This is a genomic window from Aerococcus christensenii (genome assembly GCF_001543105.1).
GTDB classification, from domain to species: domain Bacteria; phylum Bacillota; class Bacilli; order Lactobacillales; family Aerococcaceae; genus Aerococcus; species Aerococcus christensenii.
This window is the reverse complement of the sequence record NZ_CP014159.1, coordinates 1041167-1059282: the sequence shown is the minus strand read 5'-3', so window position 1 is coordinate 1059282 and position 18116 is coordinate 1041167. Positions and strand designations below refer to the sequence as shown.

The window sequence follows — 18116 nt, the reverse complement described above, 5'->3', positions numbered from 1 at the left end:
CAAAAGAATAGCTTTTTCTTTTACTTTTCTTGGGAAGAAAGGAAGGCTTTAACGGCTTGATGTAATTCTTCAATCATTTCTTCTTTCTCCTCTTGACTATAAACAGAGGCACCACTTGCCTTAGCGTGACCTCCTCCATTGTGAGCTTCTGCCACTTGATTAATTGCAGGGCCTTTGGAACGAATGCGGCACCGATAACTTCCATCTGCTTGTGCCACAAAAATGATCCAAGCCAAGACCCCTTCAACCATGCCTGGGGTTTGAACAATATTATGGGACTCCGCCTCACTTACTCCCAATTTCTTCAAGACTTCTTGAGGAATATCCACCGTATTCACCAAACCATCTTCACTCAAAATAAAGTTATTTAAGACATACCCTTTCAATCGGACTTGGCCTAAGCTTTCTGTCATCATCCCCTGCATCAATTCAGAAGCCTTAAAATCATAGGCCCTTAATTGAGCAGCTAACTGTAAAGTTTTAGGAGAGGTATTATCATACAAGAACCGCCCAGTATCTCCCACTATTCCTAAAAAGAAATTCCTTGCAGCTAAGTCGGTCATTTTTAATTCTTCTTTGTGTTCCAGCAACCATTCTGCCCATATTTCACAAGCCGCACTCGCTTGATCATCCACATAAGAAATATCCCCATAAGGCTCCCGATCAGGATGATGATCCACTTTTATAATTTTATCAGCAAGTTGATAACGTTGATCATCAATTCTTTCCACATTCGCTGTGTCTGAAATAATAGCTAGAGCTCCTTTGAAATCTTCATCCTGAATATCATCCATTTCCCCAAAAAGAGCGAGACTAGGTTCATTTTGCCCTGCTGCAAGAACCCTTTTATCCGGAAAAGTTGCCTCCAGGACTGCCTTTAATCCCATTTGAGACCCTAAAGCATCTGGGTCTGGTCGAACGTGCCGATGTAAAATAATCGTATCATAGGCTTTAATCGCTTGCATAATCTCTTGAAACATAATATTCCCCCTCTTATTTCTTTATTAGCATATTAAGTGAAATGACCGCCGAAGCAATCTTGGCTTTCCCATATTTCACGATAATAGAAAGTTTGCAATTCCTACGTGTTTGATAAATAAGTTCTGGATAAATCTGAATAGATTTATTAAAATCTACAGCCTCAAAATAGAAATAATTAAAGGCTTCCAGCACTCCAAATTCATTAAATTGTTCATAAACATATCGATGTCCCACAAACGCAATGATCGCTCCTAGTAAAGTTTCTGAAAGTGTCCCTAAATTACTTCCAAAAGAACCGTCGCTCGTAAATTGATAGTACGTTTGCCCTTCATCCGTCGTTAAACTTTTAATCTTGTCATTAATTAAAGCCTCTAAGCGGTAATCATTATCTGAACTTTGTCGGGTAAATTGCATGGTATACAAAACATCTTGTCGAGACATTAATCCCACTAACTGATTCTCCTCATTAACTACAGGGACCATTTCCAAATTATCCCATAGCATTAACTGGGTCACACTTGCAACACTCATATTTAATTTAGCAACGAGGGGATTTTTAGTCATAATGGAGTGAATGGAGGTAAAAGGTGTGGTATTAAATAAATCCTTAGCAGAAACCACTCCAACTACTTCTCCTTCATCATTCACCACCGGATATCGGGAATGAGTGGTCCGACGACTAAGCTCCCAATATTCCGCTACGGTTTCATTCTCTCTTAAAAACTTCACTTTTTTTAAGGGAACGTAAATATCTTCTACCAAAACTAAATTCCGTTGAACCGCACGTTCAGATAAAACCTTATTAATAATCTTAACTACAGAATAGGTATCATAAGTCACACTCACTATAGGAATCTTCTTCTCATCCGCAAGATCTATGACTTCTTGTGTGGTCTGAAAACCTCCCGTAATAATCACAGGAATCCCATGATTTAAGGAGAGTTTTTGGACATTTTCTCTATTTCCCGTAATTAACAAAAGATTTTCTTTTAAGTAAGAAATAATGGATTCTTCTTTCATGGCCCCTACAATAAAGTCTTGAACCACATAATCTAATCCCAAACTTCCCCCTAATATTTTCGCATCAGTTAAAGCCACTACATCTCTCACCGAAATATTCTGATGCCTATAAGCAAGAGATTGTTCAATTCGGACAGTTCCCACCCGATCTTTCGTCTTGACCAATCCCTTCATTTCTGCAGCTTTAATTCCTCTATAGGCAGTTCCTTCAGAAACAGAGAGGTCTCTCGCAATTCTTCGAACAGAAATTTCATGGTTTACAGGAATTTTTCGAATATAGTCAATCACTTGTTCATGTTTTGTGGCCATTTTCTTCCTCCTATCATTTACAATGGCAACCGGATATTTTCATATTCAACAGAAACCAGATCACTCACTGTAATACCCAATAATCGCACACCTCGTTCTGCTTGTCCCCATTGCTCCCACAAATCTTGAGCATGATAATAGATATCCTCATAACTATTCACAGAATCATCCAGGGATTTTTGGCGAGTCAGCGTTTCAAAATTTTCATAACGTATCTTCAAAGTGAGGGTCTGCCCTTTAAGTCCTTTCGTCATCAAACTGTCAGACACTTGCTGAGACAACCAGCGTAACATTTCTTCTACTTCTTTATCATAATACAGAAAGGGATAGAAGGTTCTCTCCCTACCATTTGACTTTCTTTGGCGATTAGTCTTAACTTGTCGATTGTCAACTCCTCTTACTCTTTCATACAGCGACAACCCCGCCTTGCCAAAATAAGTCAAGCACTCTTCCTGACTCAATTTTCTTAAATCTTCCCCCGTATAAATTTTTAGCTGATGCATTTTTTCAGCGGACCGTTTCCCTACACCGTAAAATTTTTCAATGGGAAGCTGTCCCAAAAAAGCTAAAGCTTTTTTGGGCGTAATCACAGTCATGCCCTGTGGTTTATGATAATCAGATCCCAATTTGGCTAAAAACTTATTATAAGATACTCCTACGCTACAAGTTAGATGCAAGTCATGAGCAATCTTTCTTTGAATCTGTTGAGCAACATCCATAGCATAAGGGAGCTGTTGATAATTCTCTGTCACATCTAGAAAAGCTTCATCAATAGACAAAGGTTCAATTAAAGAGGTATATTGTGCAAAAATTTGGCGAACTTCTTCTCCTACCTGTCGATAATAATCATGCCTTCCCCTAATAAAATGAGCGTGTGGACATAAACGATAAGCTTCTGAAGCACTCATTGCTGAATGAATACCAAACTTTCGAGCCTCATAAGAAGCCGTTGCCACCACTCCTTTTCCACTCGATTCTTTTGGATTACGCGCAATCACAACAGGTTGACCACGAAGAGCGGGATTATCTCTTTGTTCTATTGAAGCATAAAAAGCATCCATATCAACATGAAGGATTTTTCGGGTTGCTTCAATCTTTGGCTCTTCAAATTCTAAAACACCGATTCGTCTCATTGATTTTCCCCTCCTCGTGCTCTATACGTCCTTATCATAATCAATAAAAACCATGAAGTCGATAAATACGCACAAAAAAACTGAGGAATCTTATCCTCAGTTTTTTCTTCTTTAAAGCAAGGAATCGATATTGATTTCTTCTAGAGATCTTGACTTACAGGAGGTAGCTTGTAATTGTAAATAATCAAAATACCGATTACAGGTTACCTCTTTGATCGTTTGTAATTTTTTCAAATACGTTGTGGGAGACTGACGTTTCCAAACATAATTTTTTAAATAATTGATCAAGTCTTCTCGCTTAATTTCTGGATACCCTGCTTGATGGAATTCCTTAACTTTCTTATCCAAACTGGGATTTAATAAAGCCCACTGCCACTTAGATAACATGACATAACCTTCTTATCTTTTTAGTCTTCTGACTCTTGTTCGGAAGTTTCTACTTCTTCCCCTTTGGCTTCTTCCTCTTCTGGACACGCTTGAGAATCTTCTGCTGCCGTATCTTTTAAGACACGAGCAATACTTGTCCGTTCAAATTCTAAAAAGATTCCTTCACAATTAATCGTAACCAGAGAAGCATCGATGGCGTGAACCACCCCATGAAGGCCAGAAATCATGACCACTTTATCTCCCACAGCCACAGAATTCATCAACTCTTGACGCTGCTGTTGTTGTTTTCTAGCCGGACGAATCATAAAGAAATACATCATTCCAACAATCGCCACAATATATATAAGCATTCCCATATTTATCTCTCTTTCCTTGTTTGATTTCTAAAAATTCTTAGGTTTATCAACATTTAACCCATAACGTTCAAAGAAGTCTTCTTTAAAGTCTAACAAACAATCCTCTCGAATAGCCTGACGAACTTGTTCCATTAACTGAAGCAAGAAATGTAAATTATGAATAGAGGTTAGCCGCAGACCAAATGTTTCTCCGCAATGTAACAAATGCCGCACATAAGCTCTTGTAAAGTTTCGACAGGTATAGCACTGACACGCTTCGTCAATTGGTCGTAAATCTTCTTTGTAAGCAGCATTTTTTACCACTAATCTTCCCTTAGAGGTCATACATGTTCCATTTCGAGCAATCCGAGTAGCCAATACGCAGTCAAACATATCCACGCCACGAATACTTCCTTCAATTAGGGCATCCGGACTTCCTACTCCCATTAAATACCGTGGCTTATTCTCTGGCATAATTGGGGTAAGGTAATCCAAGACCTTATACATTTCTTCTTTAGATTCCCCAACAGATAAGCCTCCGATAGAATAGCCTGGAAAATCTAATCCAACCATTTCTTTGGCATGTTGGAGGCGAAGGTCTTTATAACCTCCACCCTGCAAGATTCCAAATAAGGCTTGATCATTCGGCCTTTGATGCGCCTTTAATCCTCGCTCTGCCCATCGTGTTGTCCGCTCAATACTATGTTTCATATAATCATAGGAAGCGTCAAAAGGCGGGCATTCATCCAAACTCATCATAATATCAGAACCTAAGTGATTTTGAATCTGAATCGCTTTCTCTGGACTTAAGAAAAGCTTCGAGCCATCCAAATGGCTTCTAAAGTGAACACCTTCTTCTTCCAAACGCCTAATATCCGTTAAAGAAAAGACTTGAAATCCACCTGAATCTGTAAGAATCGGGCGATCCCAATTCATAAAAGTATGTAAGCCTCCTGCCCTTTCTATAAGATCGTCTCCTGGACGTAACCACAGATGGTAGGTATTACTCAAAATAATCTGAGCTTTCATCTCCTTTAATTCTTCTGGAGACACGCTCTTTACAGAAGCTAAAGTCCCTACTGGCATAAAAATAGGGGTTTCAATCACTCCATGTGGCGTAATGACCCTCCCTAGTCTCGCTCCTGTATGTTTTTCTTTTTTTATTAATTCATATCTCAGTGCCGGCATTATTCAACACCTTTCCTCTAGTCTAGTAGTTATTCTAACAAAAAAAGAGCAAATTCACTAGTCTTATATTTACCTGTTCTTTGCTTCCGAAACACGATCTGCCTTGGCCTTCGATTTTAAATAAATACGCTTAATTCCATTTTCCCTCAGGCAATAACGATTGATGCTATAAATATTGATTCCCATTAAAACAGCCATAACACTTGCCACTAACCAAGCTGGCACATTTTTGGGGAAAGGAGCTGGAAGTTCCTTAAAATAACCGTAATTGGTATCCAAAAATAAGTTCACCAAATAAATCACCGCATTGATCTTCACGCTCTGATTGAAACAATAACTTAAAGACAAATTTTGACAATGGCGTCTAAGTAAAAGTAATCCAATAATCATTAAATTCAAATGGTAACCCACAAAGGTTATATAAGTCAAATGCGGCCAAACATACAAAACTTTAGGATTCACAGCATACGCCATCAAAGCCCCAAAGAGTCCTAACCAAGCGGTGTAAGTCATCAACTTTTCTTTTTTCTTGTAAAAAGCATATAAAATTAACAATGAAACTATCCGACAATGATAAAAAGGTAATCCTTCTTCGAGTAAAAGCGGAATATCTAAACAATACCACATTAATAGAACCACTTGAAAAGCTAATACTAAAAACAAATGCCAAGTAATTTTTCGATCGGTAACTGCAGTTAAGCACCCGTAAAGGACTCCCCAAACGGCTAATACGGCTAAAATATAAGCGGGAATTGTCCCACCAGCATCTGTTGTTGTTCGAATAAAATATGAAAACATTGAAATTACCTTTCTCATTCAATCCTTTTAACGAATTGATTTTTCTTAAACAGTACGTTTAAGTCTTCTGACTGTTAAACTCCGCTATTTATTTTATCACAAATCTTTCTTCTGTCTCAATTTCAACAAAAAAAGCTGCTCCTTTTAATAAGAGCAGCTTTCTTTCAAGCTATTAGGCTTCTTTTAGAATGACTTGATCATCTACTGGAGAATAATCTATAAACACCTTGCTCTCTTTTTTGACTTCTCCTTTAATAATCGCACGCGCTAATGGCGTTTCGACTTGGTTAATAATAAACCGACGTAAAGGTCTAGCTCCGAATTCTGGCTCATAGGCACTGTCTGCAATCCATTGTACAAGTTCTGGACTGTAATCCAATTCCATATGTTGACTGGCTAAACGTTGTCCTAATTCCCTTAAGAGTTTTTCCACGATCCCTGTCATATTCTCCTTAGAAAGTGGGCTAAAGAAGATAATATCATCAATCCGGTTTAAGAATTCCGGCTTAAACTCTAAGTTCAAACGATTCTGGACCTCTTTCCTTGCCCGAGAAGAAATATGATCAGCTTCTCCGGTTTTAGCATCTTCAAGTAGAAGATCTGAACCAATATTAGAGGTCATGATAATAATTGTATTCTTAAAGTCTACAGTTCGACCTTGTCCATCTGTTAAACGCCCATCATCGAGAATTTGCAAAAGGATATTAAAGACATCATGATGCGCTTTTTCAATTTCATCGAGCAAGACCACACAATAAGGATGGCGACGAACAGCTTCTGTTAACTGACCGCCTTCTTCATAACCTATATATCCTGGTGCAGCCCCTACTAGACGAGAAACATTTGCCTTTTCCATATATTCAGACATATCAATTCGAACCATATTATCTTCCGAATCGAACACTTGCTGAGCTAAAGCCTTAGCCAACTCTGTTTTTCCGACACCTGTTGGGCCTAAGAAAAGGAAGGACCCCAACGGACGATTAGGATCTTGAATACCTGCCCGAGATCTTAGAACCGTATTAGCTACAGAATCCACTGCTTCATTTTGCCCAATCACACGATCATGTAACCGTTGATCTAAGTCTAACAATTTTTCACGATCACTCTGTTGAAGTTTAGCCACTGGAATTCCTGTTTGACGAGAAACCACTTCTTCAATCTGTTCTTCTGTTACAGCTTCTTGAACCAGACTCGTTCTACCTGATTCTTCTTCTTCGTAGGCTTTTTCCTTTTCTTCTAATTCTTTCATCAATTGAGGAATCGTCCCGTGTTGTAATTGAGCAGCCTTTTCCAAATCATAACTATTTTGTGCCACTTCCAAATCCCGCTTAGCTTTTTCAATTTCTTGACGTTTGTCTTGAATTTCTTTAAGCGCTAATTTTTCATTTTCCCACTCTAAGGTCAATTGATTATTCTTTTCACGGACTTCAGCTAATTCCTTTTGTAATTCACCCAATCGTTTCTTAGAAGCGGTATCTTCTTCCTCTTTTAAGGCTTCCTCTTCAATTTCTAATTGCAATTGACGACGACGTTGTTGGTCTAATTCCGTTGGCATCGAATTCATTTCTACCCGAATTTCTGCACTCGCTTCGTCCACTAAGTCAATGGCCTTATCCGGCAAATAACGATCTGAAATATAGCGGTTAGATAATTCAGCAGCAGCCACTAAAGCTTGATCATGAATTTTTACATGGTGATGATTTTCAAAACTTTCTCTCAACCCCCGCAAAATAGAAATCGTATCTTCTACAGTAGGCTCCTGCACCAAAACGCGCTGGAATCGACGTTCCAAAGCTTTATCTTTTTCCATGTATTCTCGATATTCATCCAGCGTAGTCGCTCCAATGCAATGCAATTCACCACGCGCAAGAAGAGGTTTCAAAAGGTTTCCAGCATCCATGGCACCTTCCGCTTTTCCCGCACCAACAATATTATGAATTTCATCGACAAACAAAATAATTTGTCCGTCCGCCTTCTTAATTTCATTCAGAACCGCCTTGAGACGTTCCTCAAATTCTCCACGGTATTTCGCTCCCGCAATCAAAGCGCCCATATCTAAGGAAAAGAGGGTTTTATTTTTTAAATTACTTGGGACATCCCCCTTAACAATTCTTTGGGCCAAACCTTCCACAATAGCGGTCTTCCCAACACCAGGTTCTCCGATTAAAACAGGATTATTTTTAGTCTTACGTGAAAGAATCCGAATAACATCACGAATTTCTTCATCACGTCCAATGATAGGATCCATTTTCCCAGCCTTAGCTGCAGCAGTTAAATCGCTCCCATATTTTTCTAAAGCTTCATAATTTTCTTCAGCATTTTGAGAAGTCACATGATCACCCTTTCTTAAGGCTTTGATTTTATCCTTAATTTGTTTATACGAAGTCATTTTCTTTAACCACTTCGTTAATTCACAACTCTCTAAGGTCATAAGGGCCAGTAAAAGAATTTCTGTTGACAAATACTCATCCTGAAATTCTTCAGCTTCCTTTTGAGCGGCTTGGATTAATTCAGCTAGGCCTCTCGAAAAATTCTGCCCATATTGAATACCGCTTCCCTCTACACAAACAATACGATCTAATTCTTGATTAAGTTCTTGGCGCATAGCTTCCGTTGAAATGGAAAGTCCCTCATAAAACCGATCAGCGAACTGACTAGGTTGAACAAGCGCCGTGAAAAGATGCGGAATAGTTATTTCTTGATGATGTCTCGTTTGAGCAATTTGTTGTGCATTAGCGAGCGCTTCTTGTAAATTGGTTGTCATATCCATAGGTTTCATTCTATCCACTCCTTTACAATTCTTAGTTTACCACATAGGTCAAAATTGGTCAACGTTAAAGCCAGAGAAAGTCAAAAATTTAAAACTCCCCTATTCAAAGAGTTTAACTCTAACGAATATAGGGGAGTTCTTGTTTAGGCTTTAGGCTCTAAAGTATAAATTTCATCAGCAATTTGTAAAGTAGAAATTCGGTGCGAAACTAAGAGAATCGTACGTTCCTTAGAAATTTCCTTCAAGGCTTTTAATATCATGCCTTCATTTAAAACATCTAAATGATTGGTCGGTTCATCCAATAAAAGAATGGGGGATTTAGAGAAAAAGGCTCTTGCCAAAGCGAGACGTTGCTTTTCACCCGCAGATAATTCGCTACCCTTTACTCCAAGTATCGTATCATAGCCCTCAGGTAAACGTTGAATGGTATCATGTAAAGCTGCTTTCTTAGCAGCTAAAATAACCGACTCTCTCTCTGGATTTTTATGTCCCAAAGCAATGTTTTGCCAAACTGTTTGTTTAAAAACATAGGTATCCTGCGTCATATAAGCTTCAGCCGAGCGCAAGCTTTTAAAGGTTAAATCCTTCAAATTCCAGGTATTCAAACATATTTTTCCTTTATCCACATCATAAAACCGCATAAAAAGCTTTAATAAAGTCGATTTTCCTGAACCACTTGAGCCATGAATGCCAATAATACGATGAGGAAACACATTCAAAGAGTAGTCTTTAAGAATAGGAGATGAAGCTTCATAAGAAAAGTCAATCTTCTCTACTTGTAATTGAGTAAAAGCCTTCGCATGAGTCACAAGGGAATGTTCCCCTTCTTTTACAGCAGGATGCTCATCTAATAAGCGAAGCAATCGCTCACCACTTGCTAAAGTTTGAGTTAAATAATCGGGCAACCGCGTTAAAGCCAAACAAGGGCCTAATGAACTCATTAAAGCAAGTGGGACAAGAATAAGCCCTTCTATCTCCACCTGACCTTGACTATATGCCAATCCCATAACGGCTACAATTCCCACTGAAGCCACCGCAACCAAACTATTCACCCAAGCATTTTCTTTTGCAGAACGGTCACTCAGGGCTTGTTTCATCTCATGCAAAGAATTTTCATAGCTTGTAAGTTTCTTCGTCTGATTATCCATTTGGTCATATTGAATAAGATCTTCCACGCCATATAAAGAATCCAGTACACAAGTATTTAACTCTGAAAAGCGTTTTTGAACTTCTTGACCCATCTTTTTCAAATGACGAAATCGCAAGCAAGGCAAAACGACACCAAGAAGAAGATACACCGTTAAAGCAACCCCAGCTGCTAATAGGGAATAAGATCCTATGAAAATCAACATGCCTAAGCTCGACAAGAAAGCTATAGCTACTGGAGAAAGCGTGTGCGCAAAAAAGACTTCCAAGGCTTCTATATCATGAGTAATCATTGCCATTAAGTCTCCTCGATCTTTACCCGCTAACTTAGCTGGCCCTATCCTTCTCAATTGAGCAAATGTCCGATGCCTCAGAAGAGCTAACAAGCGAAAAGCAATGTAGTGATTACAGTACTGCTCGCCATACCGTAAGAATCCCCTAAGTACCGCCAAAAGGAGCATACTCCCTCCATAAATCCACATTTTTCCTGTGATAGAGCCCTCTAAGGTCAACTTTCTCATTCCCTCAAGCAAGCATGCCCCTGCCAAAACGGGAATAAAACTAGCAAATAAACTTCCTACAGTTCCCATCAAAATAGCTAATTCCATCACTCCAAGCAACGGCTTTACTAAAAGCATTAAATTTTTAATGATTTTCCAATAAGTGGTTTTCATCCTCTTACCCTCCAATACTATAGGCTTCGAGTGACTTCTGTTCATGATACAAGTGGCAAAAAGCCCCCTTCTTTGCTAGTAATGTTTCCACATTTCCTTCTTCTATTATTTGACCCGCGTGGAGGAAATACACTTCTCCCCCTTCATCAGCCAACGTTAAGCGATGAGAAACTAAAACTACCACACATTTTTGGGAAATTTTCTTTAAGAGGCTCATCATAGCTTGTTCACTCTCATAATCCACAGAAGAAGTCACCTCATCCAATAAATAGAGAGAGGCTTTTTTGAGCAAAGCCCGCCCTAAAAGCAGCCGTTGCCTTTGCCCACCGGATAAATTTTCGCCGCCCGCATCGATCCTTGTGGTTAAACCTTCCTTTTCAGTAAAGAAGTGAGCTAACCGAAGATCTTCTAACATTTGCCATAATTCATCATCAGAGAGTTTCTCATTTCCCATTCTTAGATTTTCTTCAATAGTCCCCTTAAAAAGATAAGATTCTTGACCGACATAAGCCACTTGACTTCCTAAATCTTTTAAAGCAATTTGCGACACCTCTCTCCCATTCAAGACAATTCTTCCTTTACTGGATCTTTCTTTTCGTCCTAAGAGCTTTAAAAGAGTCGTTTTTCCACATCCAGAGGGACCCATCACCCAATGAATTTGTCCAGGTTTTAATTGTAGGCAGATATTTTTCAAAACCGCTTGCTTGACTTCATAAGCGAAGGAAAGGTCATTTACCTCCACAAGTTCAATTGGTGATTGGAGAGGAAGGGAGCCTTTCTCTTCAAAAGAAGCATCTAATAAAGCAAACAAGCGCTCACTCGCAGCTACACCGTTCATTGCCATATGAAAGGCTGACCCTAATCTTCTCATAGGCAAGAAGAATTCACTTGCTAAAAAAATAACGCATAAAGTTGCAAACAAAGATATTTCTCCCTTAGCATAAGAAAAAATGGCAATCAACATCCCCACTGCAGCGCCCCCATAGGCAAAAATATCCATGATCGTCACAGAATTCAATTGCATCACTAATACCTTCATGGTCATTCGTCGAAAATCTTCCGCTTCTCTATCCATCTGCGCTTCTTTCATAGCATCTGCTTGATAAATTTTTAAAGTCACTAACCCTTCTAAATTCTCCAAAAAAGAGTCTCCCAAATTCAAATAAGACTTCCAATATTTCCGAAGTTTAGTTTTAGCGATCTTAGCGACTCCCATAATGGCTAAAGGAATAAACGGCACCTCCAAAAGGAGAACGACACTTGCCTTGAAATTCAATGGAAGTAATACCAAAAACAAAGTAATAGGCGCTAATACACTATAAAAAAGTAAGGGTAAAAAAGACCCAAAATAAGCCTCTAACTGTTCTACCCCTTCTGTCAATAATTGACTCACTTCTGCTTTTGAAAAAAATTTTTGGTAATCACTTCCTAAAGTCCATAATTGTTGATAAATCCTCTGCCTTAATTCTTTCTTCGCTGACGAACGCACAAAAAAAGAAGCCTTCTCCTGCTTCACTTCAGCAAAAAATCGTATTCCTATAGCCAAACCAATTCCCACCAATAAAACAACACTTTTCTGTAAGGTGAATGTTCGTTGAGATATAATCCCTATTAACCAAGCAAGAAGCATCGCAAATCCCACCTGTCCGATCAAACCTATCCATTGATAGAGCACCACTCTAGCTATATTTTCTTTAGCAGTAGGAACGACCTCCAGTAACCGTTTCTTGACCATTGCATATTTTCCTCTCTTTTAGACTCCTTTCTATTATACCCTCTATAATCTGCATTTCGAATCTTTTTTCTTAAAAAGCTTTTACAAAGTGGTGCCCCATTTTTCTCAATAAACATCAAAAAGCCTCAACTGCCAACCTTTAAGGCCAACAGTTGAGGCTTAACGTGTTTATAATTTTTTATTTTGCCGTGGCTTCTTTATGATCCAAGGCTGCGAAGAAAGGGGACTCTAAATGAAATCCTTGACATTCGCAAAATGGTTGAAAGAAGTGATTGAATTCTTGTGTCATTTTTTGGTGCATATCTTTCATACGATCCATTATCGCATTATATTGTGCTTCATTTTCATCTGTGACATCCACCCATCCGGTATCTTGACCATTAATATTCATCCGCATCTTGCGAATAGTCTTTACTTCAGATGGCTTTTGTTCACCTTCTACTTTTTCGCGAGGAGATAGCGCATTCACTTGATAATGAGAGACTTCATTTTCATTCACACAGTCACTGGCTAATTGGACTTTAGCTGATTTATTCTTTAAGAAATCAAGTTTTTCATCATCTGAAAGGTTGGCGTATTGAATAAACTCTGCTTCATCCAAATATGCTTCCAAACGACCTTTTCCGTAAGTGGCACTATCTACATCTGCAGTTACTCTATACTTTGTCATTATGATCACCTTTCTTTAATTTATCATTTTGTAAGGTTTTCTTTTTCCTTACATGTTTATTATATTCCTTTAGTCAGAATTAGTCAACATATTTTACTGACTTTTTTTGACTTTGGAAGTAAAAAAAGAGGAAATCCTCTTTTTAGACGATTTCCTCTTGCTTCTCGGATAGACGAGATTATTTCTTGCGACGACGTTCTGCAATACGTGCAGCTTTTCCGTGACGGTCACGTAAGTAATAAAGCTTCGCACGACGAACTTTACCTTGACGAATAACTTCGATCTTAGCCACACGTGGTGTGTTTAATGGCCAAGTACGTTCCACACCTACACCGTTTGATACTTTACGAACGGTGAAGTTTTCGCTAATTCCTTGTCCTTTACGTGAAATAACTACGCCTTCAAAAATTTGAATACGTTCACGTTCCCCTTCTACAACACGGGCATGTACACGAACAGTGTCTCCAGGACGAAAGTCTGGAATATCACTACGTAATTGTCCTTCAACAATAGCATCAATTAACTTTGGATTATGACTCATGATTCTTCTCCTTTTCTAACAAATACTCATACCCCCACAGGGCAGCGGAATACCGTTTGATTTCACTATAAGTTTACACTTACTGACCCATTTTACTCCCTTCATCTATTAATGTAAAGTCTTTTTATTCTCCTTTTTCTAAAAATACGATATTTTCTTTAAATAGCAACTCCAAAAGAAAAAGCAGCTCCTCCTTTTAAACCACATACTGACTCAGGTCAAGGATTTGATCTACCGTTCGATTCAAGAATTCCACATCATGCGAAACCACAATAATAAGGTCTTTGTTTCTTTTTTCTTGCTGTAAAGCTTCAGAAATTTTTCGCATATGGTAAGCATCCATGCCGCTTGTCGGCTCATCCAAAAAGACTAAAGGTTTGGAACTTAATAAAGCAGAAGCTATCGCTAAACGCTGCTTTTGACCTCCCGACAAACTCAAAGGGTGGCGATCTAAAAAAGGACTTAATTCGAGTTGATCGGCCACAGCCAAAACCCTTTCTTCCTCTAAAGAACCATTTCCTAAAAACATTTCTCGAAAGACTTGATCACTAAAGAGTTGGTGATTCACATCCTGCATCACCCAACTTGATAATTTTCTCCTTTGGCGCGCAGATAGCTTACGTCCCTGATAAGAAAGCGTCATTCCCTTTTCTAAGCCCACGAACGCCCGAAGGAAGGTAGACTTTCCTATGCCATTTGGCCCCACTACGCCATAAATTTGCCCCTCTTTGAGAGGAAGCTTGCAAATTTTTAAGCCCCTTTTTTTGGAAAAATGAAGCGTCAATTCTTCAATCAACCACTCTCCCGATTCGCTTAAAGGTTTATCCTCTAAAGATAATCGCTCTAACTTTCTAAGTCCAAATTGATTACATTGTTCTCTATTCCACTGCTTAAAATCTTCTCTGCTCGCTTCTCTCACTATCCGTCCTTTTTCCAAAATAAGGACTCGATCCACTATAGACAAAGCATAGTAGAGGCGATGCTCTGCCAGTAATAAGCTCACGCCTTTTTCTTTCAAAATGGCCAGCATTTCTCCCAGACGATCGATGGCTGCAGCATCAAGATTAGACGAAGGCTCATCCAAAACTAACCGTTTCACACCTGAAATATAAGTCGCAGCCAAAGCTAGCAATTGCCGCTCCCCGCCTGATAAAGCAAAAATATTTCGATTCAATAAGTGGCCAATAGGCATATGAGTAAGTAAATCTTCTAAGCGGCGCTCCATCTCTTCACGCGGAATTCCCATATTCTCCAAAAAAGACACCAATTCTAAAGTGGTATTCACATTAAAAAAAGACGTCTTCGGATTTTGAAAGACCGTTGCCACCCACTGAGACAGCTGATAAAGTTCTAAATGCTCCGTCGAAACTCCTCCAATCTGCACAAGGCCTCGGCATTTCCCTTGGTCATAGCGCACAGCTAGCCCATTGATTACCTCTAACAAGCTAGACTTTCCAGAGCCACTTTTCCCAGTTAAGAGCACACATTCCCCCGGATGAACTTGAAGATCAATTTGACTAAGAACTTCCTGATCGCCATAAGAAAGGCGAACATCCTGTAATTCAATCACTAGGCACCTCCTAACATCATAGCTACCATTCCAATTAAGTAAGCACTATCTCTCTTCTTCCAATGGACTTCTACATAGTGCGTTTTAGGTGAAGGGTTCGCAATTCCCTTAGTTTCCGCACTTTTGGCAAGATCATCGGCCAAATGCGAAGCCTCTACTAATAAAGGAACCGTCAGTGCCTCCATATATTGCAAGGGATGCTTCATCGTCAACCCTCTCACCTTCATCGCCCTTCGAATATTTTTCTCTTCTTCCTTAAAAGTAGGAAAGAATCGAAAAACAACAGCCAAGGGTAGACTCATCTCCTTGGGCACCCTGATCTGATCCAAAGCGGCCAATAAACTTCCCACATCCGTCGTTTCGACCATCCACTTAGCCGACAAGAGTGGCAGATACAACACCTGAACAATCAGTAAAAACGAAGTCAAGGGCAACAAAAAGCTGGGACCACGTTCTAACAAAAGATTTCCGCCAAAAGAAATCACCCCAAAAGTAACCCCTGCTCTTAGACTTTCTCGCTTTTCTCCCTCCAAATAGAAAGCTAAGGCTAAAAGCCCCACCATTCCCCAAGTATACCCCGCTTCTAACTTATATAAGGGGGTAAAGCCTAAAAAGAGAGTGCTGAGGATTTTAGTCAAAGGATGAAAATAACTAGCCGTGATGACATATTGACTTCGCATCAGACAATCCCAGCTTTATGGAAATGTTTCTTAATCATTTTTTGACCTAAGAAAGCCCCAATCAGCCCTCCTACAAAAGCTACGCCTACAATTCCTAACATATGAGGGAAAGTAAAGATAGTCATGACCAAATTCTTGCCCATTTTTTCAACCATTCGCGTCTGCATAAATTGAATCCATAAAACCGCGAAGAATGGCGTCATCGCCCAAATATTAAAGCAAGCATAGGCTAAAGTCATCGCTTTTAAGGATTTGAAATGTCCTTTCCGCAAAATAAACTCAGCTAAGCCGACAAAGAAGACACTAATAGCTGGGACAATCCAAGTGTGCCCCGTTGCCCACAAGGCAAGAGGTGAGAGCATGCCAAAGATAAAAAAGCCCCAAGCTTTCTGGACTTTTGTCATTAAGAGCATGACCACCGGGCCTGCCACCACTCCTGTCATAAAGGGAGCACCTCCAAAACATAACCATGCCAAAAAGGGATCCGTCGCTCCCATTCCCAACAAGACGAAAGTCATGCTCATCAATCCGATTAACACATAGTAAATCACTAAAAATACCCCTATATGGGTTAAATCTCTAATGGTTAATTTTTCGTTCATACGCTTTTCCTTTCTTTTTTAGCAGTAGGTGTATTGTAACGCGTAACTTGAACTTTTGAAAGAAATTTTCAAGTAGAGTTTCCTCATAAATTCTACTTTGTTTTTTTATGATAGCTTGCCTTCTTTACCCAAAGGCTTGAGAGACCCTCTATTATTTTTAGCTAATAAAGAAGAAAAAGGAGAAAAACAATTGCTCGTTTTTCTCCTTTTCAAATTCAATTATTCACCTTTTGACTGTTCTTCTTGGCGAAATTCTTCTAACCATTCTTCTTCTTCTGACGTTAAAGCCCTATTCACTAGAAGATCTGGACGTCGTTGATAGGTCCTTCTTAACGCCTCTTTTCGCTTCCAATCTGCTATTTTTTGATGATCTCCGCTTATCAAGACATCTGGAACCAACATCCCCATAAAGTCCCTAGGGCGTGTATATTGCGGATATTCTAAAAGTCCTGTCGTAAAAGACTCACTCTCAATCGAAGCTTCATTGCCAACTGCTTCATCCAATAAGCGAGCCGTCGCATCAATCACTACCATCGCGCCTAACTCGCCACCCGTTAAAATAAAATCTCCCACTGAAATTTCATCGGTCACATATTGGCGAATCCGCTCATCATACCCTTCATAATGCCCACAAATAAAAATCAGTTGGTCTTCTTGGGCGAGTTCTTCTGCTTTTTTCTGCGTAAAAGTCTCCCCACTCGGATCCATTAAAATCACTCGCGCTGGCTTCTCTGAAGCAGGTAATTGATGATCCACTAAACGTTCATCCAAAGCTTCCAACGCCCGATGAATAGGCCCCACTTGAAGCAACATCCCCGCTCCTCCACCAAAGGGATAATCATCCACATGCCCATGCTTATTCTCTGAATACTCCCTAAAATCGGTCACATGCACAGACAACACGCCCTTTTCTTGGGCTTTTCCCAAGATGGAAGAATTCATAGGAGCCTTAAACATTTCAGGAAATAGACTTAATACTTCAATCTTCATCGTCAATCAATCCTTCCATGAGGTCAATAACAATCCGTTGGTCTTGAAGATCCACTTGCTTAACAACTTGTTCAATATAAGGAAGGAGAATATCTTTTCCTTCTCCGTGGCGTTGAACCGTCCACACATCGTTAGGCCCTAAAGAGGTAATGGATTTCACCTTACCAAGTAAATCCCCCTCTAAGGTATATACCGGTAATCCAATAATTTGATCATAGAAAAACTCATTTTCAGATAGATTCACTTCCCGATATTGACTAGAAACCATCAAAGTCATCCCCTTGAAGCCTTCCACTGCCTCAATCGTTTCCATTCCTTCAAACTTCAGCAAATGAAAATTCTTATGCAGGCGATGGCTTTTTACTACCACATCTTCTTGATGACTCTTTTCATCAAAAATCGCTAAACGACTTCCCGCTTTAAAACGTTCATCTGGAAAATCTGTCACCGAAAGGACACGAACTTCTCCTCTTAAACCCTGTGTATTCACAATTTTTCCTACACGATAATATACTTCTGCCATAATTTCTCCTTTATTCATTCGCACATGACATTTCTTCTCTTTCATCTTAAAGAAAAAAACT

Annotated in this window: 17 protein-coding genes; all 17 read right to left on the bottom strand. The window is 39.4% G+C overall.

What is annotated here, in order from left to right; all coding sequences use genetic code 11:
* Positions 1-20: 20 nt before the first annotated feature.
* Positions 21-980 (bottom strand): DHH family phosphoesterase, encoded by a 960-nt coding sequence (locus AWM71_RS05085; RefSeq protein ID WP_060776935.1) that lies wholly within the window; start codon positions 978-980, stop codon positions 21-23.
* 13 nt (positions 981-993) lie between these two features.
* Complete coding sequence (locus AWM71_RS05080) at positions 994-2310, bottom strand: DRTGG domain-containing protein (protein ID WP_060776934.1); 1317 nt, start codon at positions 2308-2310, stop codon at positions 994-996.
* A 17-nt stretch (positions 2311-2327) separates the two neighbouring features.
* Entirely contained in the window at positions 2328-3443 is a 1116-nt protein-coding gene (gene dinB, locus AWM71_RS05075) for a DNA polymerase IV (protein ID WP_060776933.1), read from the bottom strand.
* Between the two features lie 111 nt (positions 3444-3554).
* On the bottom strand, positions 3555-3830 hold the full coding sequence (locus AWM71_RS05070) for a post-transcriptional regulator (RefSeq protein ID WP_060776932.1): 276 nt from the start codon (positions 3828-3830) through the stop codon (positions 3555-3557).
* 20 nt (positions 3831-3850) lie between these two features.
* Positions 3851-4186, bottom strand: a complete 336-nt coding sequence (gene yajC / locus AWM71_RS05065) for a preprotein translocase subunit YajC (protein ID WP_060776931.1) — start codon at positions 4184-4186, stop codon at positions 3851-3853.
* A gap of 27 nt (positions 4187-4213) precedes the next feature.
* A complete protein-coding gene (tgt, locus tag AWM71_RS05060) occupies positions 4214-5353 on the bottom strand; it encodes a tRNA guanosine(34) transglycosylase Tgt (RefSeq protein ID WP_060776930.1) in 1140 nt (379 codons plus the stop codon).
* 69 nt (positions 5354-5422) lie between these two features.
* Entirely contained in the window at positions 5423-6169 is a 747-nt protein-coding gene (locus AWM71_RS05055; protein ID WP_082632707.1) for a TMEM164 family acyltransferase, read from the bottom strand.
* A 154-nt stretch (positions 6170-6323) separates the two neighbouring features.
* Positions 6324-8933 carry an ATP-dependent chaperone ClpB gene (clpB, locus tag AWM71_RS05050; RefSeq protein WP_060776928.1) on the bottom strand — a complete coding sequence of 870 codons (2610 nt, stop codon included), beginning with the start codon at positions 8931-8933 and terminating at the stop codon, positions 6324-6326.
* A 134-nt stretch (positions 8934-9067) separates the two neighbouring features.
* Positions 9068-10744 (bottom strand): amino acid ABC transporter ATP-binding/permease protein, encoded by a 1677-nt coding sequence (locus AWM71_RS05045; RefSeq protein WP_060776927.1) that lies wholly within the window; start codon positions 10742-10744, stop codon positions 9068-9070.
* A 4-nt stretch (positions 10745-10748) separates the two neighbouring features.
* Positions 10749-12479, bottom strand: coding sequence for an ABC transporter ATP-binding protein/permease (locus tag AWM71_RS05040; RefSeq protein WP_060776926.1), 1731 nt, complete (start codon positions 12477-12479; stop codon positions 10749-10751).
* Between the two features lie 178 nt (positions 12480-12657).
* The gene (locus tag AWM71_RS05035; protein WP_060776925.1) at positions 12658-13149 is read right to left on the bottom strand and encodes a hypothetical protein; all 492 of its coding nucleotides are present in this window, start codon (positions 13147-13149) and stop codon (positions 12658-12660) included.
* Positions 13150-13327: 178 nt separating this feature from the next.
* Entirely contained in the window at positions 13328-13690 is a 363-nt protein-coding gene (rplS, locus tag AWM71_RS05030) for a 50S ribosomal protein L19 (protein ID WP_060776924.1), read from the bottom strand.
* Between the two features lie 196 nt (positions 13691-13886).
* Positions 13887-15260 carry an ABC transporter ATP-binding protein gene (locus tag AWM71_RS05025; RefSeq protein WP_060776923.1) on the bottom strand — a complete coding sequence of 458 codons (1374 nt, stop codon included), beginning with the start codon at positions 15258-15260 and terminating at the stop codon, positions 13887-13889.
* Positions 15260-15940 (bottom strand): energy-coupling factor transporter transmembrane component T, encoded by a 681-nt coding sequence (locus AWM71_RS05020; RefSeq protein ID WP_060776922.1) that lies wholly within the window; start codon positions 15938-15940, stop codon positions 15260-15262. The genes AWM71_RS05025 and AWM71_RS05020 overlap by 1 nt, the downstream gene beginning before the upstream one ends.
* Positions 15940-16542: an MptD family putative ECF transporter S component gene (locus tag AWM71_RS05015; RefSeq protein WP_060776921.1), complete on the bottom strand. Its 603-nt coding sequence runs from the start codon at positions 16540-16542 to the stop codon at positions 15940-15942. Before AWM71_RS05015 ends, AWM71_RS05020 begins: the two co-directional genes overlap by 1 nt.
* A gap of 219 nt (positions 16543-16761) precedes the next feature.
* Entirely contained in the window at positions 16762-17532 is a 771-nt protein-coding gene (gene trmD / locus AWM71_RS05010) for a tRNA (guanosine(37)-N1)-methyltransferase TrmD (protein ID WP_060776920.1), read from the bottom strand.
* Entirely contained in the window at positions 17522-18055 is a 534-nt protein-coding gene (rimM, locus tag AWM71_RS05005; protein ID WP_101660135.1) for a ribosome maturation factor RimM, read from the bottom strand. The genes trmD and rimM overlap by 11 nt, the downstream gene beginning before the upstream one ends.
* Between the last annotated feature and the right edge of the window lie 61 nt (positions 18056-18116).